Consider the following 22,301-nt stretch of genomic DNA (forward strand, 5'->3'; position numbering starts at 1 on the left):
AGTACCGAGCCGTGCGGGGTGCTTCTAGTACACCGGCTTCTCGGGCTCGATCTGGTGGACCCAGCCGATCACGCCGCCGCCCACGTGCACGGCGTCGGCGAAGCCCGCCGACTTGAGGACCGCGAGGACCTCGGCGCTGCGGACTCCCGTCTTGCAGTGCAGGACGATGCGCTTGTCCTGCGGGAGGTCCTGGAGGGCGGTGCCCATGAGGAACTCGTTCTTCGGGATCAGCTTCGCGCCGGGGATCGAGACGATCTCGTACTCGTTCGGCTCGCGGACGTCGATGATCTCGATCTTCTCGTCGCCGTCGATCCACTCCTTGAGCTGCTTGGGAGTGATCGTCGCGCCGAGCGCCGCCTCCTGCGCCTCCTCGGACACGACGCCGCAGAAGGCCTCGTAGTCGATGAGCTCGGTGACGGTGGGGTTCTCGCCGCAGACCGCGCAGTCGGGGTCCTTGCGGACCTTCACCTGGCGGTACTGCATCTCCAGGGCGTCGTAGATCATCAGCCGGCCGACCAGCGGGTCGCCGACACCGGCGAGCAGCTTGATGGCCTCGGTGACCTGGATGGAGCCCACGGACGCGCAGAGCACGCCCAGCACGCCGCCCTCGGCGCAGGAGGGGACCATGCCCGGCGGCGGGGGCTCCGGGTAGAGGCAGCGGTAGCAGGGCCCGTGCTCGGACCAGAACACGGAGGCCTGGCCGTCGAAGCGGTAGATCGAGCCCCAGACGTACGGCTTGTTCAGCAGCACCGCGGCGTCGTTGACGAGATAGCGGGTGGCGAAGTTGTCCGTGCCGTCCACGATCAGGTCGTACTGCGCGAAGATCTCCATCACGTTCTCGGCTTCGAGCCGCTCTTCGTGAAGGACCACGTTGACGTACGGGTTGATCCCCAGCACCGAGTCCTTGGCGGACTCGGCCTTGGAGCGGCCGATGTCGGCCTGACTGTGGATGATCTGGCGCTGCAGGTTCGACTCGTCGACCTCGTCGAACTCCACGATGCCGAGCGTGCCGACACCGGCCGCGGCCAGGTACATCAGGGCCGGCGAGCCGAGGCCGCCGGCGCCGACACACAGCACCTTGGCGTTCTTCAGGCGCTTCTGTCCGTCCATCCCGACATCCGGGATGATCAGGTGGCGGGAGTACCTGCGGACCTCGTCGACGGTGAGCTCAGCAGCTGGCTCGACCAGGGGTGGCAGCGACACAGGAACCTCAACAATGCAGGTGGTCGGATTCTACGTAGACCGGCTTCTTACGGTCGACTACGTACGGTTGTTCTCCCCGTAACACTGCCACGCCCCTCCTCATTCCGAGATACCGGGTCCGATCCGCGAGACGATTTCGTCCCAGTACCTGGGCAGCGCCGCGAATGGATCGGTTTGTCCGCTTCGGTCGTCCCGGTCCGTGAAGAAGATCGTCCCCGCTCCCTGCCAGCGGGCGACGCGCATGGCCTCCTCCAGGTGGGTGCGCGGTACCCCGTGGACGAAGTGGGCGAACCGGCCCGGTGGATAGTCGGCCGTCCATTGGGCCACCTGGGACCAGCGGTAGTCGGTCCAGGGGCCCTGGAAGGTGACCAGCTGGTCGGCCACCTCCGCATAGCCGGGATACGGGTGGGTGCCGTGGCCCAGCACCAGGCGGCCCCCGCCGTCCTCGCTGTCGCTCTCCGCCAGCAGGGCGTGGAGCGTGCCGGTGAGACGGCGGACGGCGGGCAGTCCGGCCCGCTCGGCGGGACAGCGGGCGAGGTAGAAGCCGCCGACGCGGTACCAGTCGATGAAGGACCGGGCGTCCGCGATCAGCTCGTCGAACGGCCGCTCGCCGTGGGCCAGGTCGAGGTGGCCGAGCAGCCTGCCACCGGAGGCCCGGACGGTGTCGTCCGGGGCCTGACCGTGCAGGGCGCGCTCGCGGGCGTTGCGCAGCCGGCCCGCCGCCTCCAGGCAGTGCGGGTCGGGCCGGGAGCCGGGGCCCTCGGCGATGTTGAGCACGGCCCAGTGCAGCGGGGTACCGGGGCGGGCCAGCTCGGCCCATTCGGCGGGGGCCAGCAGCGGGTGGGCGTAGCCCGGGACGCCGAACCCGAGCTGTTCGCCGCCCGCGGTCCGGCGGGCGTCGGCCGGTGCGGTCAGATACGGCACGCCGCCTCCATCCAGATGTCCGCGAGGGACTCCTCCAGATTGATCCTCGGCCGCCAGCCCAGCCGGTCCCGCGCGGTGCGGACGTCGGCCTGCTGCCAGGCCCCGCAGCCGTCCGGATAGGGGGACGGGGTGGCGGAGAGGTGTTCCATGACGGACTCGGCGGAGGTGCGCGGGGCGCCGATGGGCAGTCGCGCGGGGGGCGTGTCCAGCTCGTGGAGTGCGCCCACGTACCCGGCGACCCTCGCCAGGACGGCGGCGGCGTCACGGAGGCGGACGGCCCGCCCGGTGCCGATGTTGACGACGCCCTGGGCGGCGGAGAGCGAGGCGGCGTGGACGGCCCGCGCCACATCCCGTACGTCGACGAAGTCCCGCTGCACGCCGAGACCGCTGAGCTTCAGCTCGCCGTCGCCGGACTGCATGGCCCGGCGCATCGCCTCGGCCAGCCGGCCGAGCGGCGAACCGGCGGGGGTGCCGGGGCCGACGGGCGAGAAGACCCGCAGGACGACGGCATCGAGGCCGGAGCCGAGGACCAGTTCGGTGGCGGCGAGCTTGCTGACGCCGTACGGGCCGCCGGGGCGCGGGACCGCGTCCTCCGCGGTGGAGGACCCGGGCTGCGAGGGCCCGTACTCCGATGCGCAGCCGACCTGGACGAGCCGGGCCCCGCAGCCGCTGCGGCGCAGCGCCTCGCAGACGGTGGCGACGGCGACGGTGTTGTGGCGGGTGAGGTCCCGGGCGCCGCCGCGCGTGGCGCCCGCGCAGTTGACGACGACGCCGGGGTGGACGGCGTCCAGGAAGCGGGTGAGCGCCCCGGGGCTGCCGCCCGCGAGGTCGAACCGGACGTCGGCGTCGTCGCCGCGCCCGAGGGCCGTGAGGTGGACGGCGGGGTCGGCCAGCAGACGGTCGGCGACGAAGCGGCCGAGGAATCCGTTGGCTCCGAGCAGCAGCACCCTCATCGCGCACCGCCTCGGTGCCGACGGCGGGCTGCCGGTGCGGGGGATTGGGGGGTCATGGCGGGTTTCTCCTCGGTCGGTTCGTGCGGTGCCGGACAGCCCGCGGCGTCGGCTCCGCGGGAGTGGGTCGGTGGTGCGGTGATGCGCTTTCAGAGGTGAGGCGGTGGGTCGGTGGAGCGCTTTCAGGGGTGGTACGTCGGCGGGTCGTGCGGTGGTACGTCGGTGGGACCGGCTCAGGTCCGGGTGTGGGCGGAGGCCCGGGAGAGCGCCAGGGCCGCGTGCGACAGCAGCCCGAGTACGGCCCCGCCGCAGGCGAGGGCGGACACGGCTCCCGTCCCGCCTGCCGAGACAAGGGCGTCCACCGGTCGGGCGAGGGGTTCCAGTCCGGGGAGCCGGGCGGCGAGGACGAGGGCCGGGGCCCCGGCCTCTACAGCGCAGGCGGCGGCCAGCGCCACGGTGCCCGGCTCGGGCAGCCCGTGGGCGGCGAGCAGCCGGGCCACGAAGAACAGAACCCCGAGGGCTACCACCGCGACGGACATGCCGCCCCCACCCAGGCCGAGGTCGGCCAGGTACAGCAGGGGCAGGAGCGCGCCGAGGAAAAGAGTGACGGCCGCCAGCAGCAGGGGGCGCACGCCCGCGCCGAACTCCTCCAGGACGTGGCTGCCGGACAGTTTGCGGTGGGCCTGGACGGTGAAGAGGTGAGCGCACCAGGCGGCCGGGGCGATGGCGGCGGCGAGGCCGAGCAGCGGGGCGGGGGTGCCGCCCCACGGACCGTCCGGGCCGCCGGTCATGACCTGGGCGAGCAGCTCCTCGCCGTACACCGCGTAACTCAGCAGCCAGCAGCCGTACATCCCGGCGCGACCCGCTCCTTCGGGGGCGCGCAGGGGCCCGCGGCCCAGGCACGCCCGGAGCGCCAGGCAGGCCAGGACCGCGCCGACGACGGTGACCAGGGCCCGTGCCCCGTCGCCGAGCACGCCTTCGGTGACCCGGAGCACCCCGGCGGTCGCCAGGCAGGCGGCCCCGGGGAGCAGGGCGAGAAGCGTCCAGGCCGCGCGCGCCTCGGTGTCGGGACCTGGGCCGGGCGGGCCGCCGGCGGGCTCTCGCGTACGGGGCGGCATGCGGGCGTACAGCTCCTCGGCGAGGGCGAAGACGTCCCGGTGGCGGTAGCGGGCGGCGGTGCGGTCGGTAAGGCCGTGCGCCTCCAGACCGGCGGCGATCTCCAAGGGATCCACGGCTCGTTCACACAGGTCGCGGTGGTGGTGCATGAGGGATCTCACCGGGTCGGCCGGGCCCCGCCGGGCGGTGCCGGCCGGGGCCCGGCGCGCCGTGGTGCGGGGCGGGATCTCCGCAGGGCGTCCCGAGGCGAGTGCGGGGCGTTCCGGGGCGGCAGCGTGGGTCGCCGGGTCGTCCGGACGGGTCATCGGGTGGTCTCCGTGGTCGTGGAGGATCGGGGTCGGGTGGTCATGCACCGCCGCGCCCCGCCGGTCGGAGGTCGATCGGTTACGCATCGCCGTCCCCCGCCGGTCCTGCCACGGCCGCGCAGACGCCCTCGGGCTCGGGCTCCCGCGTGTGCTGTGGCTCGGGTTCGCCAGGTCGGTCCTGCAGCCGGGTCCCGGGCGCGGCGGCCCGGCCCGGCACGGCGGCGGGTGACTCCGGGTCCGGCGGTGGGCGAAGGTGGGCCCCGGGCTGGGTCCAGTGGCCGAGGAGGCGGGCTTCCGGCGGGGTGGCGAACGGCAGGGGGTCGCCGTGGGCGTCCACCGTGTCGGCCTCCCGGCGTACCGGGGTGTGCGAGATCAGCTCCAGGTAAATGCCGCGAAATGCCGCGAGGTTCTGTTCGACGGTGAAGAGTTCGAGCGCGCGGGCCCGCGCGGCAGCTCCCAGGCGCGCCCGGCGCTCGGGGTCGCGCAGCAGCGCGACGCAGGCGTCGGCGAGCGCCTTGGGGTTGCGCGGGGGCACCACCAGGCCGGTGCCGCCGATGACTTCGACGACCGCGCCCACGTCGGTGGAGACGGTGGCCCGGCCGCAGAACATGGCTTCGACAAGGCTGACCGGGAAGCCCTCGACGACGCTGGACAGCACGATCACGCCGCCCGCGCCGTAGGCCTCGGCGAGGTCGGGGACCTCGGGGCCGCCGATCTCCTCGAAGGTGACCGGGCTGACGCCCTCGGCGTGGGCGCCGGGGGCCTCGTCCGGGAAGAGCTGGGCGGCCAGGGCCCGGCAGTGGGCGAGATGGGCGGCTCCCTCCTCGCCCGGGGCCGGGGCGCCGAAGATGCGCAGCCGGGCGTCGGGCTCCGCGCGGCGGATCTCGGCGAAGGCGTGGAGGAGGGCGATCAGATCCTTGGCGGGCTCGATCCGGCCGACCCAGACCAGCGTGTCGGGGCCGCCGGCGTCGCCGTCCTCGCCGACCGGGCCGAACCGCTCGGCGGCCATGCCCGGGTAGACCGTGCGCTGCTTGGCTGGGTCGGCTCCGCACCGCTGCTGCCAGCGGCGCACGTGCGTGTTGCCGGGGGTGACGAGCGCGGCCTGCCGGTAGACCTCGGTGGCGAGGCGGCCGTGGAATCCGGCGAGGAGGGCGCGCACGGGGGCCCCGTACGGGGTGGGGGTGTCGGAGGCGGCCAGGAAGTGCGCGCGCAGCGGGACGCCGTGCTCGGTGACGAGCAGCGGCACCCCGAAGAAGCGTTTGGCCAGGAGTCCCGGGAGGGCGGCCGCCCCGCCGGAGGCCGCGTGGCAGAGGTCGACCGCGCCGAGGCTCTCCTGGTCGTACCAGTCCAGCGAGAGCGGGCGCAGCGCGCGTTCCAGCTCGGCGGCGAAGGCGAGGTGGTCGGGGACGGTGGCGCTCCGCACGGTGCGGCCGGTGCCGCGGGCGCGGGAGGCGGCTTCCAGGATCCGTACGGTGGTCTCGGAACGCAGGGCGAGGTGGAGTCCGCCGCGTTCGCGGGCGAGCTCGGCGAGGCCGTAGAGCCCTTCGGCGAAGAGCTCGGTGCCGGGGCCCGCGCCCGCCACCGTTCCGGCCTCGTCGGGGGTGCAGACCGCGGTGGCGAGGGCGGCGAGGCGGTCGGTGAAGCGCCGGCGGTCGCGCCGCCCGTAGGACTGTTCGCCGCCGGTCACCAGCCGGGCCAGCAGGCCGCGTTCACCGCTGCCGCGCAGGGTGCCGTCCTCGGGGGTCCACAGCGGCGCGGTGCGCACCCGGCTGACCTGGTGCGGCAGCCGTACCCAGCCCTGGTCCTCCTGGTGGGCGGAGCGGCTCAGGGCGAACAGGTCGAACTCGTGCTGCGGCAGCCCGCGCACCAGCCGGTCACACCAGAGTCTGGACTCACCGGTCGCATACGGATAGCCACCGTCGGTGAGCAGTCCGATCCGCACGAGCACACCCCCGATCTCCCTTGTGGGCGGCCGCCGTTGAAACGGCGACTCACAGCGGGACGACCGTAAGCGGATACGCCGGTGGTGCGACGGACGGTTGTCCGTCGCACCACCGAAAGGGGTGAACCGTCGTAACTTTCCCGCCCCGGTCGCGTTCCGTCGCGATACAGCGGTCGGCCGTTACGGAGAGTCAGGCCCGGGCCAGCCCCTCGCGGGCCGGGGCGTGCCGGGGATCAACCGGCGGGATGCACCCAGGGGTTGGGCTTGCACTTGATGCCGTCGATCTCAAGGGTCTTGGTCTGCTGCTGCATGACCGGAGCCAGGGCGCCGGGGGTGCGGCAGTTCACATGGTTGTAGCGCAGCCGGTGGCCGACCTCGTGATTGATCAGCATCTGACGGTAGGCCAGCAGTTTCTCCGGGCCGAAGGTGGCGGCGCCCTGCGCCCAGCGATACGCGTTGATCATGATGCGGTCCGTCGCTGCGGAATCGCAGGAGACATTGTCGATCGTGGTGTCCAGACCGGATTTGGCACACCAGTCGCCGGTGGTCCCGGGGCTGGCGAGGGTGATCACGAAGTCAGGGGTCCCCGACGAGATGCGCTCGAAGGTCATCGCGCCGTTGTGCGCCCAGCTCCGGTCGTCGTTGAGGGTCTTCTGCACGGCCTCGGCGAAAAGGCCGGCGTCGAGGCCGAGGCCCTTCTCGACATCGACCCGGTAGCGGTGCTTCTGCCCCTTTCCGGGGGCCTTCGCCAGACCGGGCACCGCCTCGAACGATCCGCTCGCCCTCAGATCCGCGGCGAGCGGATACGGCTGCGCCATCCTGTCCGCGTACGAGAGGGGCTTGACCTCGGGCTCGGCCGAGGGCTGCTTCGGGGTCGGGCGGGCATCGGACCGGGAGGCGTCCTCGCCCGGGCCCTGCCGCTCCACATCGGCGGCGCGCGCGGCGGCCGCACGGTCACCGGAGTCCTCGGCCACCTGTCCGGCCACCACGACCGCGAGCACGGTGGTCACCGCGGCGGCGGCGATACCGGTGAACGTCCGCCCCTTGGACGCCCGGGTCCCGGGGCGTTCGTCCGGGTCACCGGCCTCGGTCTCGTCCGCGCCGTCCGGGGTCCCGGCCGCCGGCGACGTGGCAGGCGCGTGCAGTGGGGCCTCGCCGTCGAAGGCGTCCACGAACTCCCGGCGCGGGCCCGGCACCGGAGGGCCGTCGAGCGTCGGCCGCTGGGCCGCCCGGCCGTCCGCGGCGCGCTGGGCCGCACGCTGGGCGGACACCTGACGGGCCACGGCCTGCTGCCGGGCGGCGGAGTCCTGGGGCCCGGCAGGGCCGTCGGGATACGGCCGGGCGCCGGCGGGGCGGTCGCCCGGACCGGGGTACTGGTGGGGCGGGAGCGGATGGGGGGCGCCGTGAGGTGCGGGGGCGTCGTGTCCCTGGTCGTGGCGGGGCACCGGTCCGGCCCCCCAGCCGCCGCCCTGCTCACGCTGTTCGGGGTGGCCGCCGCGCGCCTGCGGGGCGTCGGGGGAGAACGGTCCCCGCCCTTCACCGGTCGGCGGGGGCGCGGTCCGCCTGCGTCGGCCGCCGCCGGACGCCGGCCTCGCCGCGGCGCGCTCGCCGCCCGGTTCCGCCGCCGCGTCCGGGCGGATCGCCCCGGGGCTCTTTCGACTGTGTCGTCCCACGCCCCGGATCAGCTCCCGCCGCTATCGTCCAGCAGTTCCCGGAACGCCTGGGCGACCGCCTCCGGGTACTCCATCATCGCCACGTGCCCCGCGTCGGGCAGGGTCAGCAGCCGGGCGCCGCGGAAGGCCGCGGACGCCTTGCGCGCCATCCGGTACGAGACGAGCTGGTCCCGTCCGCCGTACACGAGCTGGGTCGGTGCGAGCACCCGCTCGGCCTGACGCCACAGTCCGTGCTGGCCGCCCAGGGTGTACGCATCGACGATGCCCCGGGCCGAACGCGTCATCGCGTCCCAGAAGTACGGCAGCTCCAGCCGTCGCTCCATCTCGGCCACCGCGTGACGGAAGGCTTCGTCGGAGATCCGCGCCGGATCGCCGTAACAGAGTGCCATGACTCCACGCGTCCGGCGCTCCGCCGTCCAGTCCTTCGTGAGCCGGGCGAACAGGGAAGCGACTCCCGGCACCGCCAGGAGACCGGTCGGGACGGCGGGTCGCTGCACCCGCCACTCCGGCAGGGCGGGCGAGATCAGGGTGAGGGTGCGCACCAGGTCGGGGCGGACGGCGGCGACCCGGGTGGCGACCGCGCCGCCCAGGGAATTGCCGAACAGGTGAACGGGCCCCCGCTCCTCCGCGTCCAGCAGCCGGATCACCGCACGGGCGTGGCCGGTCACCGAGTAATTGCCGTCGTCCGGCGGCGGCGAATCTCCGAATCCGGGCAGGTCGACGGCCTCGCCGTCGACCAGGTCGGACAGCAGCGGCATCAGCGCGGACCAGTTCTGCGACGATCCGCCGAGCCCGTGCACGTACAGCGCGGAGGGCAGCCCGGTCCGGTCGCCCGGCCGGCAGCGGACGTTCAGGCCGATCCCCGGCAACGACACGGAGCGCAGCCGTTCGCCGTCGGCGACCCGGACGGCACTGACCGTGGAGGCCACCGCGGCAGCGGCGGCCCGGACACCCGGCAGCTCGGTCGAAGACATGCGGCAATGTTACGAGACGATCACGCGCTCATTCATGTGTTCGCCATCACAGGCCGCATCGCGGGGTGGACGGGTAGCTCCTACGCTTCAGGGGAAGGAAGGGAGCTGCACATGACGGTCGACCCGAGCGACCCGGACACCTTCGAGGACGCCGAACCGGAGGAGACGGGGCCCGAAGCATCCGAGGCGGATGTCGCCGAGCAGCGGGCGGACGTCCGGCCCGAGCACGACGAACGGGCGGAGAACGTCGACCCGGCCACCGCCAATGAGGCCGATGTGGCGGAACAGCGCAGGATGATTCCCTTGGACGAGGACGATTACCGGTAATACGCCCCGGTTTGCTCGCGACCAGGAAGAACTGTGGCTTCCACAGCCGTCCGGTCCGTGAAATTCTGCGTCCGCGCCGCGCACACCAGGGTTACCCAAAAGTACGATGGCGGTACGGCGCAGCGTGCACGGATCGGCTGTGCTGGAACACATATTTGGGAGGCGGCGTGACAGCCATCGAGCAGACAGAGGCGGCGCGCCCGCGGGGCACACGGCTGCCCCGCCGCGCCCGACGCAATCAGCTGCTGGGCGCCGCACAGGAGGTCTTCGTCGCACAGGGCTACCACTCCGCCGCGATGGACGACATCGCCGAGCGGGCCGGAGTCAGCAAGCCGGTGCTCTACCAGCACTTCCCCGGAAAGCTGGAGCTCTACCTGGCCCTTCTCGACCAGCACTGCGAGTCGCTGCTCCAGGCCGTACGCACGGCGCTGGCCTCGACGACGGACAACAAGCTGCGCGTCGAGGCGACCATGGACGCCTACTTCGCGTACGTGGAGGACGAGGGCGGCGCCTTCCGGCTGGTCTTCGAATCCGACCTGACCAACGAGCCCGCCGTACGCGAGCGGGTCGACCGGGTGTCCCTCCAGTGCGCCGAGGCCATCTCCGACGTGATCGCCGGGGACACGGGCCTGTCCAAGGACGAGTCCATGCTGCTGGCGGTGGGGCTGGGCGGCGTCTCCCAGGTGGTGGCGCGCTACTGGCTCTCCAGCCGGTCCGCCATCCCCCGCGACACCGCTGTGTCGCTCCTCACCTCGCTGGCCTGGCGGGGCATCGCGGGCTTCCCGCTGCACGGCGTCGAGCAGCACTGAGCCCTCCGTGACGGGACGTATGACGCCGTGTTCGCTGCGGGCGTTGCCGGTCGGGCCTGACCGCCGCTCCCGCCGGGCTAATGTGGCTGCGTACGGCGCGGTTCGCCGCGCAAGGACTGACCGTCGGAGGGACATAGCCGTGGAGGTCAAGATCGGGGTGCAGCACACGCCCCGCGAGATCGTTCTGGAGAGCGGGCTTTCCGCCGAGGACGTCGAGAGCGCGGTCGCCGCGGCACTGGGCGGCAAGGCGGAGCTGCTCAGCCTCACGGACGAGAAGGGCCGCAAGGTCCTGGTACCGGCCGACCGGATCGCGTATGTGGAGATCGGTGAGCCGACCACCCGGCGGGTGGGGTTCGGGACGCTGTAGTCCACCGGACGCGTTGATCACAGGAGCGGCTCGGCGGGGTTTTCCCCGCGGGGCCGCTCCTGCGTCGTGCGCGGGGCGGGGCCCCTCGCGGGTGCGCCGCCGGGTCGGCCCGTACGAGGTCGGCGCCGGGTAAGCCCCGTACGAGGTCGCCGCCGGGTCCCGAACGGGTCGGAACGGGCCGCTGGAGGGTTGCTCTCCACAGGCGAGGGGTAGTACCGCCTACGACCGATTTGCCCGCCCCGCACACTCCCGCGAGGTGATCCTCTGTGATCTGGGAATCCTTCGGCGCCGCCGTGCTCGGACTCGCCCTGTCCTGGGCGGCGGTCTGGTCCCTGGCCGACCGCCTGCCGTCCGGCCGTGCGGTTTATCTCACCGGTGCGCCGGCCACCCTGTTCGGCGCGTATCTGACGCATGCCGCGCTGGGCCCCGGCCATGTCCTGGCGACGCTGATCGGAGCCGTGTCCGTCGGGGCGGTGACGCTGTCGCTCCTGATCCGCCCACGCGGCCGCCGTCTCGCCCGGTCGGCGGCCGCCCAGTAGCGCGGCGGCACGCGGCGGCGAGGTGTTACGCGGCCAGCCCCAGGGCGGCCATCCGCTTGGTGTGGGCCTCGGTGATCCGGGAGAACATCCGGCCCACCTCGGCCAGGTCGAAGCCGTCCGCGACGCCGCCCACCAGCATCGTCGAGAGGGCGTCGCGGTCGGCGACCACCCGCTGGGCCTGCGACAGCGCCTCGCCCATCAGCCGGCGCGCCCACAGCGCGAGCCGCCCGCCGAGCCGCGGGTCGGCCTCGATCGCGGCGCGCACCTTTCCCACGGCGAAGTTCCCGTGGCCCGTGTCGTCGAGCACGGACAGGACCAGGGACCGGGTGTCGGTGTCCAGCCGGGCCGCGACCTCGCGGTAGAAGTCGCTCGCGATCGAGTCGCCGACGTACGCCTTGACCAGGCCCTCCAGCCAGTCGGACGGCGCCGTCTGGCGGTGGAAGTCGTCGAGCGCCTTGGCGAACGGCTCCATCGCGGCGGTCGGGTCCTCGTCCACGGCGGTGAGCCGCCGGTTCAGCTGCTCGAAGTGGTGGAACTCGGCGGCGGCCATCTTCGCCAGCTCCGCCTTGTCCCCGAGTGTCGGCGCGAGCTTCGCGTCCTCGGCCAGCCGCTCGAAGGCCGCCAGCTCTCCGTAGGCGAGGGCGCCGAGCAGGTCCACGACCGCGGCGCGGTACTGCGGGTCGGCGGCCGCGGTGGCCCAGTCCTGGGCGGCGATCCCAGTGGCTCCGGAAGCTTCGGCGGGGGTCTCAGTGGCGTGGTCAGGCGTCTCCATGAACGGAACGATAGCCCGCTCCGCACAGGGCGGAAGGGCCTGGTCAGCCCGGGGCCTCATACCGTTCCGACGAATTCGTCCAACACACATGCGCGAATCCGGGGTACAGTGGTAATGCGTCTACTGAGCACTGTGCTGTGCCAAAGGCGCGACTTTGAATGAGGATGCCCGGTCGGTGGCCCGATCGGCTCCGACCCGACAGCCCTCCACGCGGTGCGTGCGACACGTACGACCGCCGCTGAGGGGCCCCCTCAGCGGCACGAGCGCTCGAGCGACGGCAGTGGTCCCGCGCCACCCGGCCCATCCACGGCCGGATGACCAACCCCGGCACGGTACGACCCCCAGCGTTCGCCTCGGACCGCGTCTCACAGAAGAGGCAGCACCCTGACTACGTTCCGCGACCTCGGCATTCTTTCCGAGACGGCCGAAGCCCTTGAGGCAGTCGGCATCATGTCCCCCTTCCCCATCCAGGAGCTGACGCTCCCCGTAGCCCTCTCCGGCTCCGACGTCATCGGCCAGGCCAAGACCGGCACCGGCAAGACGCTCGGCTTCGGTCTTCCGCTCCTGGAGCGCGTGACCGTCCCCGCCGACGTCGAGGCGGGCCGCGCCACGCCCGAGCAGCTGACCGACGCGCCGCAGGCGCTCGTCGTCGTCCCCACCCGCGAGCTGTGCCAGCAGGTCACCAACGACCTGCTCACGGCCGGCAAGGTCCGTAACGTCCGCGTTCTCGCGATCTACGGCGGCCGGGCGTACGAGCCCCAGGTCGAGGCACTCAAGAAGGGCGTCGACGTGATCGTCGGCACCCCGGGCCGTCTCCTGGACCTGGCGGGCCAGCGCAAGCTCGACCTCTCCCACATCCGCGGACTCGTCCTCGACGAGGCCGACGAGATGCTGGACCTGGGCTTCCTGCCCGACGTCGAGCGCATCATCACGATGCTGCCGCCCAAGCGTCAGACGATGCTGTTCTCGGCCACCATGCCCGGTGCCGTCATCAGCCTCGCGCGCCGCTACATGTCGCAGCCGACGCACATCAACGCCACGTCGCCCGACGACGAGGGCACGACCGTCAAGAACACGGTCCAGCACGTCTACCGCGCGCACAACATGGACAAGCCGGAGATGCTCTCCCGCATCCTCCAGGCCGACGGCCGCGGGCTCGCCATGATCTTCTGCCGGACCAAGCGCACGGCCGCCGACATCGCCGAGCAGCTGGAGAAGCGCGGCTTCGCCTCCGGCGCCGTCCACGGCGACCTCGGCCAGGGCGCCCGCGAGCAGGCGCTGCGCGCCTTCCGCAACGGCAAGGTCGACGTCCTGGTCTGCACCGACGTCGCCGCGCGCGGTATCGATGTCGAGGGTGTGACCCACGTCGTCAACTACCAGTCGCCGGAGGACGAGAAGACCTACCTCCACCGCATCGGCCGCACCGGCCGCGCGGGCGCCAAGGGCATCGCGATCACGCTGGTCGACTGGGACGACATCCCGCGCTGGCAGCTGATCAACAAGGCCCTGGACCTGAAGTTCCCGGACCCGCCGGAGACGTACTCCACCTCGCCGCACCTCTACGAGGAGCTCGGCATCCCGGCGGGCACCAAGGGTGTGCTGCCGCGCGCCGAGCGGACCCGTGCCGGTCTGCGCGCGGAGGAGGTCGAGGACCTCGGCGAGACCGGGGGCCGCGGCCGCAAGGCCGCCGCCCCGGCCCCGGCCCGTGAGGAGCGCGAGCCGCGCACCCGTACGCCGCGTCAGCGCCGCCGCACCCGTGGCGGGTCCGTCGCGGAGGAGGGCGCCGCGACGGTGCCCGCACCCGCCGCGGAGACCGCCCCGGTCACACCGGTCACTCCGGCAGGTGACGAGGCGTCCGACGTGCCGCGTACGCCGCGCCGTCGCCGCCGTACCCGGGTCAGCGCCCCCGAGGCCGTCACCGAGGCGGCCGTGGCGGTCGCCGAGGCCCCGGTGGTTCCCGCCCCGGTGGCCGAGGCCGCACCCGTGGCCGAGCCGGTCGCGGAGGCCGTGGCGGAGACCAAACCGCGCCGTCGTCGCAGCCGTGCCGCGGTGAAGCCGACGACCGAGGAGACGGCTTCACCCGTCGCCGCGGCTCCGGCCGAGTTCCAGACCGTGGCCGTCGCCGCGGGCGTCGCGGAGCCGGCCGCCGAGCCGAAGGCCGTCAAGCCGCGCCGCCGCACCCGGATCGTGAAGCCGGCCGACGAGGTCGACTTCCAGATCGCCCCGGCCGCCGAGCCGGAGCCCGAGACGAAGACGCGCCGACGTCCGGCCCGCGCCACGACGAAGGCGAAGGCCGAGCCGAAGGCCGCGTCCACGTCGGCCGAGCCGAAGGCCCGGGCGACCAGGACGACGAAGTCCCGGGCGAAGACGGAGACCGCGGAGAAGGCCGCTTCGAAGGCTGCCGCGACCGAGCAGCCCGTCGTCGAGGCCCCGGCCGCCGAGGCGGAGGCCAAGCCGCGCCGCCGCCGCGCCACCCGCAGCGTCACCTCGACCGCGGGCCAGGAGGCCGCCGTGGTCTCCGAGGCCGAGACCGTGGTGAGTGAGGCCGCCGCCGAGACGAAGCCGCGCCGCCGCCGCGCCACCCGCCCGGCGGGCAAGGCGTCGGCGACCGAGAGCTGACGCTCCCGGCGACACCGCAGCACCGACGGCCCCGGCCCCCGCACTCGCGGGGGCCGGGGCCGCTTCGCTGCCCGGTGGCGTCGGGAGCCGCCCGGTGCCGCCGGCGCCGCCCGGTGACGTCACGACAGCGGCCGTGGGGTTAGCCTCGCCGTATGAGCCGCCCGCCCACCTTCACCCCGCCGCCCTGTGCCCGCGCCCGTGTCCTTGGCACCGAGCGCGGCGACTTCGCCGTCCTGGACGCCGTACCGCGTACCCCGGCACGGGCCACCGCCCTGCTGCTGCCCGGATACACCGGCAGCAAGGAGGACTTCATCGCCCTGCTGGAACCGCTGTGCGAAGCGGGCTACCGGGCGGTCGCCGTGGACGGCCGCGGACAGTACGAATCCAACGGAACGGACCGTCAGGAAAGTTACATCCAGGGCGAGTTGGCCCGTGACGTACTGGCCCAGGCGGCGGTTCTGGGGGGCTGCGACGGAGAGCTGCACCTGCTCGGGCACTCGCTCGGCGGCCAGATCGCCCGTGCCGCCGTCCTGCTGGACGCCACCCCGTTCCGCTCGCTGACGCTGATGTCCTCGGGCCCCGCCGAGGTCGTCGCGGCCCAGCGGGACAAGGTGAAGATGCTGAGCGACGCGCTGGCCGTGCTGTCCATGGACGAGGTGTGGCAGGCGATGCGGGCACTGGACCCCCCGCAGGACGCGGACACCGGCGACGGTGCGGACCTGCGCCGCCGCTGGCTCGCCCACCACCCGGCCCAGCTGATCGCCACCGGGGCTCAGCTGGCCGCCGAACCGGACCGGGTGGACGAGCTGGCCGCCACCGGGCTGCCCGTCCACGTCCTGTCCGGGGAGCGCGACGACGTCTGGCCGGTGGAGCTGTTCGACTCCATGGCGCGGCGTCTCGGTGCCCGCCGCACCACGATCGCCGGCGCCGAACACTCCCCCAACACCGCCCGCCCGCAGGAGACCGCGAGGGCGGTGGCCGCGTTCTGGGACGGCCTGCGGGCCGCCTGACGCACCCCCGGCGGCCCGCCGGCTCCGCCTCCCCTCAGTACTGCGACTGCAGGTGCTGCCAGAAGCCGTCGCGGAGCGCCCGCCGCAGATGCGCGTGACCGCGCAGCGAGTGCTGGAGCAGCCGTTCCGCCTCCACCAGCAGGTCCTGGTCGACGGAGCCCGGCAGGTAGGGGTGTCCTGGCAGCAGGTCGGCGAGGGAATCCCGGCCCCGGGCGGCGAGCCAGGCGGCCGCGATCTGTGCACCGACGAAGCGGACGTCCTCCCGGGAGGGGGCCGGGGTGTCGTCCTCGTACGTGGTGACGGGCCGCCGGGTGACGTAGGGGGAGCAGAAGTCGAGCTCGAAGGTGCGCTGGCTGTCGACCTCCCACAGCAGCGGTTCGGCCTGGTTGCGCCCTTCGGCGGCCTCGATGCCCCAGAGGTGCACGCGCGCCCCGTAGCCCTGGGCCGCCTCGACCGCCGAGACCAGGTCCTCGTCGCCGCCGACGAGCGCCGCGTCGCTGATGGCGCGGTGCCGGGCGAGGGATTCGAGGTCGGTGCGGATGAGCGAGTCGACCCCCTTCTGCTGGTTGTTGGCGTTGAGGTTGCCGAGCCGTACCTTGACGTCGGGGAGTTCGGCGATGGCCTGCTGCTCGGTGGTGTGGATGCGGCGCCGGGCCCCGTCGTACCAGTAGACGCGCAGCAGCCTGCTGTCCGCGAAGATCGTGCGGGCCTTGTCGATGAAGGCCTCGATCAGCCCTTCGGCGTCGAGGTCGAAGGAGCGCCGGTCCTCGGTGCCGGTGACGAGCAGTCCGGCCGCGGCGTACACATAGCCGGCGTCGACGAAGATGGCGTGCGTCGACGGGGTCTTGGAGACCTCGATGAGCATGCGCTGGAGCAGCTCGTTGGTGCGGTCCAGGCGGGCGGCGAGGCCGGCTCCGCCGATGGTCCGTGAGTCCGCCTCGCTCATGCGGACCTCATGGTCTGTGGTGGTGTGGCTACCGACGGATACTTAGACATCCAAAAAATTTCCTTAGCGTAGGGAATGTTTGTAGGGGGCAAGCCGTTGTCACCCATGTGGAACGCGAGGGAAGCCTCGCGTTCCCAGTCTTGCCGGTGGGAGGCCCCACCGGCGCCAGTAGTTCTCCAGCAGGAGGATCAGACGAAGGGAAGCCCTGTGCGCTTCGAGATCATGCGACTCGACGATGTCGACGGTACCGCCGTGGACAGCACCGTCGTGGACGCCGCCTCCGTCAACCGGATCGTGCGGCAGGCCGCAGCCGTGGGCCAGCGCATCTACATCCGGCCGGCCGACAGCTCGGCTTCGTAACGCTCATGGGTTCATGACGCCTGACGAGGCCCCGCGCCTCATCGCATTGCGCCGCTAAAGACGAAGCGCCCCCGCACGGAACGTCCGTGCGGGGGCGCTGTGGTGCGTGGGGGAGGTTCAGGAGTTCTGGATGACCTGGGTGACGCCGTTGATGATCTGCTGGACGGCGATGGCGGAGAGCATCATGCCGGCGAGCCGGGTCACCAGCACCACGCCGCCGTCCTTGATCACACGGATGATGACCAGCGAGTAGCGCATGGCCAGCCAGAGCACCACGTGCATGGCGACGATCGCGGACCACACCGAGAGCTGGCCGCCGAGACCGTCGGCGTGCTGGACCGCGAGGATGACCGAGACGATCGCGCCGGGCCCGGCCAGCAGCGGCATGCCCAGCGGTACGAGCGCCACGTTGACGTCCTTGGTCTGCGTCGGCTCGTCCGTCTTGCCGGTCAGCAGGTCGAGCGCGATGAGCAGCAGCAGGAGCCCGCCCGCGATCATCAGCGCGGGCACGGAGACATGCAGATAGTCGAGGATCTGCTGACCGAGCAGACCGAAGACGGCGATCACGCCGAACGCGACCGTGACCGCCTGGAGCGCCATCTTGCGCTGCACCTTGGCGGGGCGGCCCGCGGTGAGGGCGAGGAAGATCGGCGTGATCCCGGGCGGGTCCATGATCACAAATAGGGTGAGAAAAAGGGATCCGAAGACAGCGACGTCGAACACAGTGAGCCTTGCGAGAGAAGAGCGGGCGGTACGGAGGGTGCGCGGGGCCCGGACAGCGGCCGTCGGGGTGCTGGGCACACGGCGGTACGCACAGGGGCGCGCGGGGAGTGAGAACGTGGTGCGGCGAAGAAGTGAGGCGCTGGGGGGGCCTGACACTTCCGCGTGGATCAGCGGGCGTCGCCCGCCCGCGTGGAAGTGTCGGACACCCCCTAGCGGCGGCCGGCTCCGCCGGCGCCCGGCACCGGGAAGGCTCCCGTGGCGCGCCGGGTGATCTCACCGTAGATCTCGGGGTCGGTGGTGCACGCGCCGAGCTCGACGGACTTCCGGCTGCCGTGGTAGTCGCTGGAGCCGGTCATGAGCAGCCCCAGTTCGCGGGCGAGGCCTCGCAGCCGGGCCCGGGCGGGCTCGTCGTGGTCCATGTGGTCGACCTCGACGCCGTCGAGCCCGGCGGCGGCGAGCGCGGCGAGCGTGGACTCGGGGACCACCGCGCCGCGTTTCACGGCGGCCGGGTGGGCGAAGACGGTGACCCCGCCCGCGGCCTTCACCAGGCGGACGGCTTCAAAGGGGTCGAACTCGTGCTTCTCGGCGTACGCCCGGCCGCCGGTGCCCAGCCAGTCGGGCGTGAAGGCGTCGGAGACGGTAGGCACGACGCCGAGTTCGACCAGGGCGGCGGCGACGTGCGGACGGCCGACCGAGCCGTCCCCGGCGATGCGGGCGACCTGCTCCCAGGTGATGGGGACATCGAGGGCGCGCAGCTTGCGGACCATCTCCTGGGCGCGCGGCACCCTGTCGTCGCGCACGAGTTCGCGCGCGCGCTCCAGCTCGGCGTCGGCGGGGTCGAAGAGGTACGCCAGCAGGTGCATGCCCACGCCGTCGACGCGGCAGGAGAGTTCGGCGCCGGTGACGAGGGTGAGCCCCTCGGGCAGCGCGTCGATGGCCTGCTTGTGGCCGCCCACGGTGTCGTGGTCGGTGAGCGCGACGACGTCCAGGCCTGCGGCGGCGGCGTTCGCGACCAGCTCGGCAGGGGTGTCCGTGCCGTCCGACGCGGTGGAGTGGGTGTGCAGATCGATGCGCACGACGCTTGGCTCCGGGGCTCGCGGGCGGACGGGGGACCGCTCCAGGATAACCGCCGCGCGCCGGGCGTCCGGCCGCGCTCCGGAGGGCGGGAGCGGGGCCCGCGGAACGCGCCGGCGCCTCCCCGCGATCCCTACCGCTCGCCCGTCGCCTGCCGGGGCGGCGCCTCGGGGGCGGTGAGCAGGCGGGGGGTGAGCGCGCCGCAGGGGACGAGGTCCACCTCTCCCCCGGCGTCCCGCAGGTCGGTCAGTACCAGCTCGTCGTACATCAGGAGCCCCGACTGCTCGGGCCACAGGATCGCCCAGAGCCACAGCCCCCGCGCCTCGCCCGCGAAGACGGCGCGGTCCCCCGGGGCGTTCCTGACGTGCCAGAGCGGGGTGGGGCGGCCGGCGGCGTGGACCTTGGCGTCGGGGGCGGAGTCGACGTTCAGCTGGAGGCCGGGGTCCGGGCCCTCGATTCCGGCGTACCGGGCGCCGAGTCCGACGCCGAGCTCCTCGGCGACGAGCAGCAGCTCACCCAGCCCGCCCAGCGGACCGGGCCCGGAGCAGGCCACGGCGCTCGCACGTCCGCCGCTGCGGTCGTCGCCCACGCTGGCGACACCGGTGAACAGCCAGCCCACGGGAAGCGGCCAGGGCATCCAAACGGGGACCTGCGCGCGGTGCACCACGACGCCGAGCCCTTCGACGCTCGGCGGGATGACCGGCTGCATCGGATGGACCTGGCCGTGCACGGAACACTGCCAGGCGTCGGAGAAGAGACCGGGCGCCCTGACCCGGCCACCGCACTTCGGGCAACTGGGTTCGCCCCTCATAAGGACCAACCGTCCTCCCCGCCGGTCCTCGCGTCAAGGACGATCACCCGTCCGGAGCCTTCCGGGTGGATGCCCGCCGCTGTCCTGCGGGCGGCCGTCGCTCCGGCCTCAGTCCAGGGTGACGGACGTGCGCAGCGGGTCGCGCAGGTCCGTACCGTGCGTCAGCCACCGCTCCTGGAGCTCCTGCGCCCCGCGCACCCGCTTCCAGGCGGCCTCGTTGCGGGTCATCGGCAGCAGCGGCAGAAAGCGCACCGGGTCCATCGGCTCGTCCAGTTTCAGGTCCTCCACGAGACCGCCGGACTCCGCGACCAGCACCGAGGTGAACGGCGCGCCGGTCCACAGCGGCTCGCCCAGGTCCAGCGAGGCTCCGGCGGCCACGATCAACCCCTCGACCTGTGGGGACGCGGCCAGCACGGCGAGCGGGCGCAACACCTGGTCGGTGTCGGCGAGTCCGCCCCGTACGGAGAGGATCAGTTCGGCGCGGGGGCCCTTCACCGGGTCGGCGAGCGGGGAGGTGGGGTCGGCCATCGGCTGCCCGGACATGCCGAGCGTCGCGTAGCGCACCACGTCGCCGTCGAGGAAGCGGAGCACCTCGATGCGATCCGTGCCGAGGAACGTGACATCGGCGCGGGCGTCCGGTTCCCCAAGGGCTGAGATGAGCCGGGCCTCGACCAGAGCGAGAATTTCTGCCATCCCGCGAGCATAGATCGCGTAGGGAACGGGCAAAGTACGGGATTGGGCCTTGAGCGGCTGATAGCCTGGCCGCCGGTCGGGACAGCACGCAGAAGCGTCGCTCTTCTTCGTCCCGACGACACGTCGTCCCCCACGGGGGACCGGCCGGAGGAGGTGGGGACTGCCATGGATCCAAGTCGACCGTGCAGTACCAACCGCTCTTCCGCGCCTCGCATTTCCCGTTGATCCGACGCCTCGTCGGTCGCCCGGTGCCGACATCGCCGTCGTATCCGGATGACTCCCCGACAGCAGTTCGCGCGACGGAAGAGCCCTTCGTTTTTGCCTGTCTGTAGCGAACGCCGTCATCGCGCCCGCGCGGTGCCGCCCGCTTTGCGGACGTGAGCGCACGTCCCCATTCCGGGCTGTTCCACGCCCTCGCCGACGGCCCTCCGTGAAGGAGCCAGCCATGTCGATGATCCGTGACCTGCGCGCTGCCGTGCGCCCGTCCCTGCGCCCGTCCCTCCGTAAGAACAGCGCCCCGTACAGCGCGTACGACACCACCCGCGACCCGTCCGCCTCCAGCGCCGTCGTCGACTGCGCCGTCTACCGTGACGGCCGCCGGCTGGTGACGCCCGCACCCCCGACGCCGCACGAGGCGATGCTCCAGGTGCGGGAGGAGGGCGGCTTCGCGTGGATCGGCCTGCACGAGCCGACCGAGGCCGAGTTCGCCGGTATCGCCCGGGAGTTCGGGCTGCACCCACTGGCCGTCGAGGACGCCGTCCACGCCCACCAGCGGCCCAAGCTGGAGCGGTACGACGACACGCTGTTCACCGTCTTCAAGACGATCCACTACGTGGAGCACGCCGAACTGACCGCGACCAGCGAGGTGGTGGAGACCGGCGAGGTGATGTGCTTCACCGGCCGGGACTTCGTCATCACCGTCCGGCACGGCGGCCAGGGCTCCCTGCGCGCCCTGCGTCACCGCCTCCAGGACGACCCGGAGCTGCTCGCCAAGGGCCCCTCCGCCGTGCTGCACGCCATCGCCGACCATGTGGTGGACGGGTACATCGCGGTGGCCGAGGCAGTGCAGGACGACATCGACGAGGTGGAGATCGATGTCTTCTCCACTCCGGCCAAGGGCAGCCCGCGCGGTTCGGACGCCGGCCGGATCTACCAGCTCAAGCGTGAGGTGCTGGAGTTCAAGCGGGCCGTCTCGCCGCTGCTGCGGCCCATGCAGCTGTTGAGCGAGCGCCCGATGCGGCTGATCGACCCCGACATCCAGAAGTACTTCCGCGACGTCGCCGACCACCTCGCCCGGGTCCAGGAGGAGGTCCTCGGCTTCGACGAACTGCTGAACTCGATCCTCCAGGCGAACCTGGCGCAGGCGACCGTCACGCAGAACGAGGACATGCGCAAGATCACCTCCTGGGCGGCGATCATCGCCGTGCCGACGATGATCTGCGGTGTCTACGGCATGAACTTCGACCACATGCCCGAGCTGGAGTGGAAGTACGGCTACCCGATCGTGCTGGGCGTCATCGGGGTGGTCTGTTTCACCATCCACCGCATCCTCAAGCGCAACGGCTGGCTCTGAGCACCACCGGTCCGTCCAGGACCCACCGGCGCCGGGGGGTCTAAGCTCGCGCCCATGACTGATGCCGCCGCGCCCGACGCCGCCGCCGACCTGCTGGAGAGGGCCCTGGTCGAGGAGGCCACGAAGAAGTCCGGGCTGGTCTGGGTGCGGGGCACCGGGCCGGCCCGTGCCGTGTGGCACATCTGGCACGAGGGCGCGGTGCACCTGGTCGGCGGCGGCCCCGGCGAGCAGCCGCTGCCCGAGGGCCTGACCGACGGCGGCCGCACCGAGGTGACCGTACGGAGCAAGGACAAGGGTGGCCGGATCGTCGCCTGGACCGCGGCGTCACGCTTCCTGTCCCCGCACTCCGAGGAGTGGGAGGCGGCGGTCGCCGAGCTGAAGGGCAAGCGGCTGAACGCGCCGGACGCCGCGTCGATTACGGAGCGCTGGGCGAGGGAATGCACGGTGGTGCGGCTGACGCCCGACACCGTGAGCACCGCACTGCCGGACACCTCGCTGGCGGCCGTCCCGCTGCCGACCGGTGCCACGACCCGGCAGCCGGCCCCGGCGGCGCTCCCCCGGCTGCTGCTGAAGCGGCGCGGGAAGCGCTGA

Annotated in this window: 22 protein-coding genes; 9 read left to right on the top strand and 13 right to left on the bottom strand. The window is 72.8% G+C overall.

The window, feature by feature from the left end; genetic code table 11:
* Nucleotides 1-24 precede the first annotated feature (24 nt).
* From moeZ to B9S58_RS04500, 7 genes are all read right to left on the bottom strand, one after another.
* A complete protein-coding gene (gene moeZ, locus B9S58_RS04470; protein WP_103530827.1) occupies nt 25-1,203 on the bottom strand; it encodes an adenylyltransferase/sulfurtransferase MoeZ in 1,179 nt (392 codons plus the stop codon).
* A 99-nt stretch (nt 1,204-1,302) separates the two neighbouring features.
* Nucleotides 1,303-2,127, bottom strand: a complete 825-nt coding sequence (locus B9S58_RS04475; RefSeq protein ID WP_103530828.1) for a spherulation-specific family 4 protein — start codon at nt 2,125-2,127, stop codon at nt 1,303-1,305.
* Nucleotides 2,115-3,080, bottom strand: a complete 966-nt coding sequence (locus B9S58_RS04480) for an NAD(P)-dependent oxidoreductase (protein ID WP_103530829.1) — start codon at nt 3,078-3,080, stop codon at nt 2,115-2,117. Before B9S58_RS04480 ends, B9S58_RS04475 begins: the two co-directional genes overlap by 13 nt.
* A 230-nt stretch (nt 3,081-3,310) precedes the next feature.
* Complete coding sequence (locus tag B9S58_RS04485) at nt 3,311-4,498, bottom strand: hypothetical protein (protein ID WP_258044184.1); 1,188 nt, start codon at nt 4,496-4,498, stop codon at nt 3,311-3,313.
* A 79-nt stretch (nt 4,499-4,577) separates the two neighbouring features.
* Complete coding sequence (locus B9S58_RS04490) at nt 4,578-6,440, bottom strand: DUF3492 domain-containing protein (RefSeq protein ID WP_103530852.1); 1,863 nt, start codon at nt 6,438-6,440, stop codon at nt 4,578-4,580.
* Nucleotides 6,441-6,673: 233 nt separating this feature from the next.
* Nucleotides 6,674-8,113, bottom strand: a complete 1,440-nt coding sequence (locus tag B9S58_RS04495; protein WP_103530830.1) for a DUF3152 domain-containing protein — start codon at nt 8,111-8,113, stop codon at nt 6,674-6,676.
* 8 nt (nt 8,114-8,121) lie between these two features.
* Nucleotides 8,122-9,087: an alpha/beta fold hydrolase gene (locus B9S58_RS04500; RefSeq protein ID WP_103530831.1), complete on the bottom strand. Its 966-nt coding sequence runs from the start codon at nt 9,085-9,087 to the stop codon at nt 8,122-8,124.
* Between the two features lie 111 nt (nt 9,088-9,198).
* Between B9S58_RS04500 and B9S58_RS04505 the strand changes: the two genes are divergently transcribed.
* The 4 genes from B9S58_RS04505 to B9S58_RS04520 all read left to right on the top strand — a co-directional run bounded on the left by B9S58_RS04505 (nt 9,199) and on the right by B9S58_RS04520 (nt 11,129).
* Nucleotides 9,199-9,414: a hypothetical protein gene (locus B9S58_RS04505; RefSeq protein WP_103530832.1), complete on the top strand. Its 216-nt coding sequence runs from the start codon at nt 9,199-9,201 to the stop codon at nt 9,412-9,414.
* A 167-nt stretch (nt 9,415-9,581) separates the two neighbouring features.
* Nucleotides 9,582-10,223 carry a TetR/AcrR family transcriptional regulator gene (locus B9S58_RS04510; protein ID WP_103530833.1) on the top strand — a complete coding sequence of 214 codons (642 nt, stop codon included), beginning with the start codon at nt 9,582-9,584 and terminating at the stop codon, nt 10,221-10,223.
* A 139-nt stretch (nt 10,224-10,362) separates the two neighbouring features.
* Nucleotides 10,363-10,590, top strand: coding sequence for a DUF3107 domain-containing protein (locus tag B9S58_RS04515; protein ID WP_030580428.1), 228 nt, complete (start codon nt 10,363-10,365; stop codon nt 10,588-10,590).
* 266 nt (nt 10,591-10,856) lie between these two features.
* Entirely contained in the window at nt 10,857-11,129 is a 273-nt protein-coding gene (locus B9S58_RS04520) for a hypothetical protein (protein WP_103530834.1), read from the top strand.
* Between the two features lie 25 nt (nt 11,130-11,154).
* On the opposite strand, the gene B9S58_RS04525 is transcribed toward B9S58_RS04520, so the two are convergent.
* A complete protein-coding gene (locus tag B9S58_RS04525) occupies nt 11,155-11,901 on the bottom strand; it encodes a ferritin-like fold-containing protein (RefSeq protein WP_103530835.1) in 747 nt (248 codons plus the stop codon).
* A gap of 450 nt (nt 11,902-12,351) precedes the next feature.
* Here B9S58_RS04525 and B9S58_RS04530 point away from each other — a divergent pair, with 450 nt between their 5' ends.
* Both B9S58_RS04530 and B9S58_RS04535 read left to right on the top strand, forming a co-directional pair.
* Nucleotides 12,352-14,520 carry a DEAD/DEAH box helicase gene (locus B9S58_RS04530; protein ID WP_103530836.1) on the top strand — a complete coding sequence of 723 codons (2,169 nt, stop codon included), beginning with the start codon at nt 12,352-12,354 and terminating at the stop codon, nt 14,518-14,520.
* 152 nt (nt 14,521-14,672) lie between these two features.
* Nucleotides 14,673-15,530, top strand: coding sequence for an alpha/beta fold hydrolase (locus B9S58_RS04535; protein WP_103530837.1), 858 nt, complete (start codon nt 14,673-14,675; stop codon nt 15,528-15,530).
* Between the two features lie 34 nt (nt 15,531-15,564).
* On the opposite strand, the gene B9S58_RS04540 is transcribed toward B9S58_RS04535, so the two are convergent.
* Nucleotides 15,565-16,476: an NYN domain-containing protein gene (locus B9S58_RS04540; RefSeq protein ID WP_103530838.1), complete on the bottom strand. Its 912-nt coding sequence runs from the start codon at nt 16,474-16,476 to the stop codon at nt 15,565-15,567.
* A gap of 207 nt (nt 16,477-16,683) precedes the next feature.
* Between B9S58_RS04540 and B9S58_RS37790 the strand changes: the two genes are divergently transcribed.
* The gene (locus B9S58_RS37790; RefSeq protein ID WP_181009184.1) at nt 16,684-16,836 is read left to right on the top strand and encodes a hypothetical protein; all 153 of its coding nucleotides are present in this window, start codon (nt 16,684-16,686) and stop codon (nt 16,834-16,836) included.
* A gap of 117 nt (nt 16,837-16,953) precedes the next feature.
* Here the strand turns inward: B9S58_RS37790 and B9S58_RS04545 are convergent, their stop codons facing one another.
* The 4 genes from B9S58_RS04545 to B9S58_RS04560 all read right to left on the bottom strand — a co-directional run bounded on the left by B9S58_RS04545 (nt 16,954) and on the right by B9S58_RS04560 (nt 20,137).
* On the bottom strand, nt 16,954-17,559 hold the full coding sequence (locus tag B9S58_RS04545; protein ID WP_103530839.1) for a MarC family protein: 606 nt from the start codon (nt 17,557-17,559) through the stop codon (nt 16,954-16,956).
* Nucleotides 17,560-17,768: 209 nt separating this feature from the next.
* On the bottom strand, nt 17,769-18,635 hold the full coding sequence (locus B9S58_RS04550) for a PHP domain-containing protein (RefSeq protein ID WP_103530840.1): 867 nt from the start codon (nt 18,633-18,635) through the stop codon (nt 17,769-17,771).
* Between the two features lie 131 nt (nt 18,636-18,766).
* Entirely contained in the window at nt 18,767-19,444 is a 678-nt protein-coding gene (locus B9S58_RS04555; RefSeq protein WP_103530841.1) for a DUF6758 family protein, read from the bottom strand.
* Between the two features lie 108 nt (nt 19,445-19,552).
* Nucleotides 19,553-20,137, bottom strand: coding sequence for a suppressor of fused domain protein (locus tag B9S58_RS04560; RefSeq protein WP_103530842.1), 585 nt, complete (start codon nt 20,135-20,137; stop codon nt 19,553-19,555).
* 445 nt (nt 20,138-20,582) lie between these two features.
* On the opposite strand from B9S58_RS04560, the gene B9S58_RS04570 reads away from it, so the two are divergent.
* Complete coding sequence (locus B9S58_RS04570) at nt 20,583-21,710, top strand: magnesium and cobalt transport protein CorA (RefSeq protein WP_103530843.1); 1,128 nt, start codon at nt 20,583-20,585, stop codon at nt 21,708-21,710.
* A 54-nt stretch (nt 21,711-21,764) separates the two neighbouring features.
* Nucleotides 21,765-22,301 (top strand): hypothetical protein, encoded by a 537-nt coding sequence (locus B9S58_RS04575; RefSeq protein ID WP_103530844.1) that lies wholly within the window; start codon nt 21,765-21,767, stop codon nt 22,299-22,301.

Source organism: Streptomyces sp. SM11, assembly GCF_002910905.1.
Lineage (GTDB): Bacteria > Actinomycetota > Actinomycetes > Streptomycetales > Streptomycetaceae > Streptomyces.

Excerpts from the sequence above, each read along its gene's own strand:
- B9S58_RS04540 (WP_103530838.1), bottom strand. The coding sequence starts at position 16,476 with ATGAGCGAGGCGGACTCACGGACCATCGGCGGAGCCGGCCTCGCCGCC.
- B9S58_RS04560 (WP_103530842.1), bottom strand. The coding sequence starts at position 20,137 with ATGGCAGAAATTCTCGCTCTGGTCGAGGCCCGGCTCATCTCAGCCCTT.
- B9S58_RS04535 (WP_103530837.1), top strand. The coding sequence starts at position 14,673 with ATGAGCCGCCCGCCCACCTTCACCCCGCCGCCCTGTGCCCGCGCCCGT.
- B9S58_RS04525 (WP_103530835.1), bottom strand. The coding sequence starts at position 11,901 with ATGGAGACGCCTGACCACGCCACTGAGACCCCCGCCGAAGCTTCCGGA.
- B9S58_RS04570 (WP_103530843.1), top strand. The coding sequence starts at position 20,583 with ATGTCGATGATCCGTGACCTGCGCGCTGCCGTGCGCCCGTCCCTGCGC.
- B9S58_RS04555 (WP_103530841.1), bottom strand. The coding sequence starts at position 19,444 with ATGAGGGGCGAACCCAGTTGCCCGAAGTGCGGTGGCCGGGTCAGGGCG.
- B9S58_RS04485 (WP_258044184.1), bottom strand. The coding sequence starts at position 4,498 with ATGACCCGTCCGGACGACCCGGCGACCCACGCTGCCGCCCCGGAACGC.
- B9S58_RS04530 (WP_103530836.1), top strand. The coding sequence starts at position 12,352 with ATGTCCCCCTTCCCCATCCAGGAGCTGACGCTCCCCGTAGCCCTCTCC.
- B9S58_RS04575 (WP_103530844.1), top strand. The coding sequence starts at position 21,765 with ATGACTGATGCCGCCGCGCCCGACGCCGCCGCCGACCTGCTGGAGAGG.
- B9S58_RS04500 (WP_103530831.1), bottom strand. The coding sequence starts at position 9,087 with ATGTCTTCGACCGAGCTGCCGGGTGTCCGGGCCGCCGCTGCCGCGGTG.
- B9S58_RS04505 (WP_103530832.1), top strand. The coding sequence starts at position 9,199 with ATGACGGTCGACCCGAGCGACCCGGACACCTTCGAGGACGCCGAACCG.
- B9S58_RS04480 (WP_103530829.1), bottom strand. The coding sequence starts at position 3,080 with ATGAGGGTGCTGCTGCTCGGAGCCAACGGATTCCTCGGCCGCTTCGTC.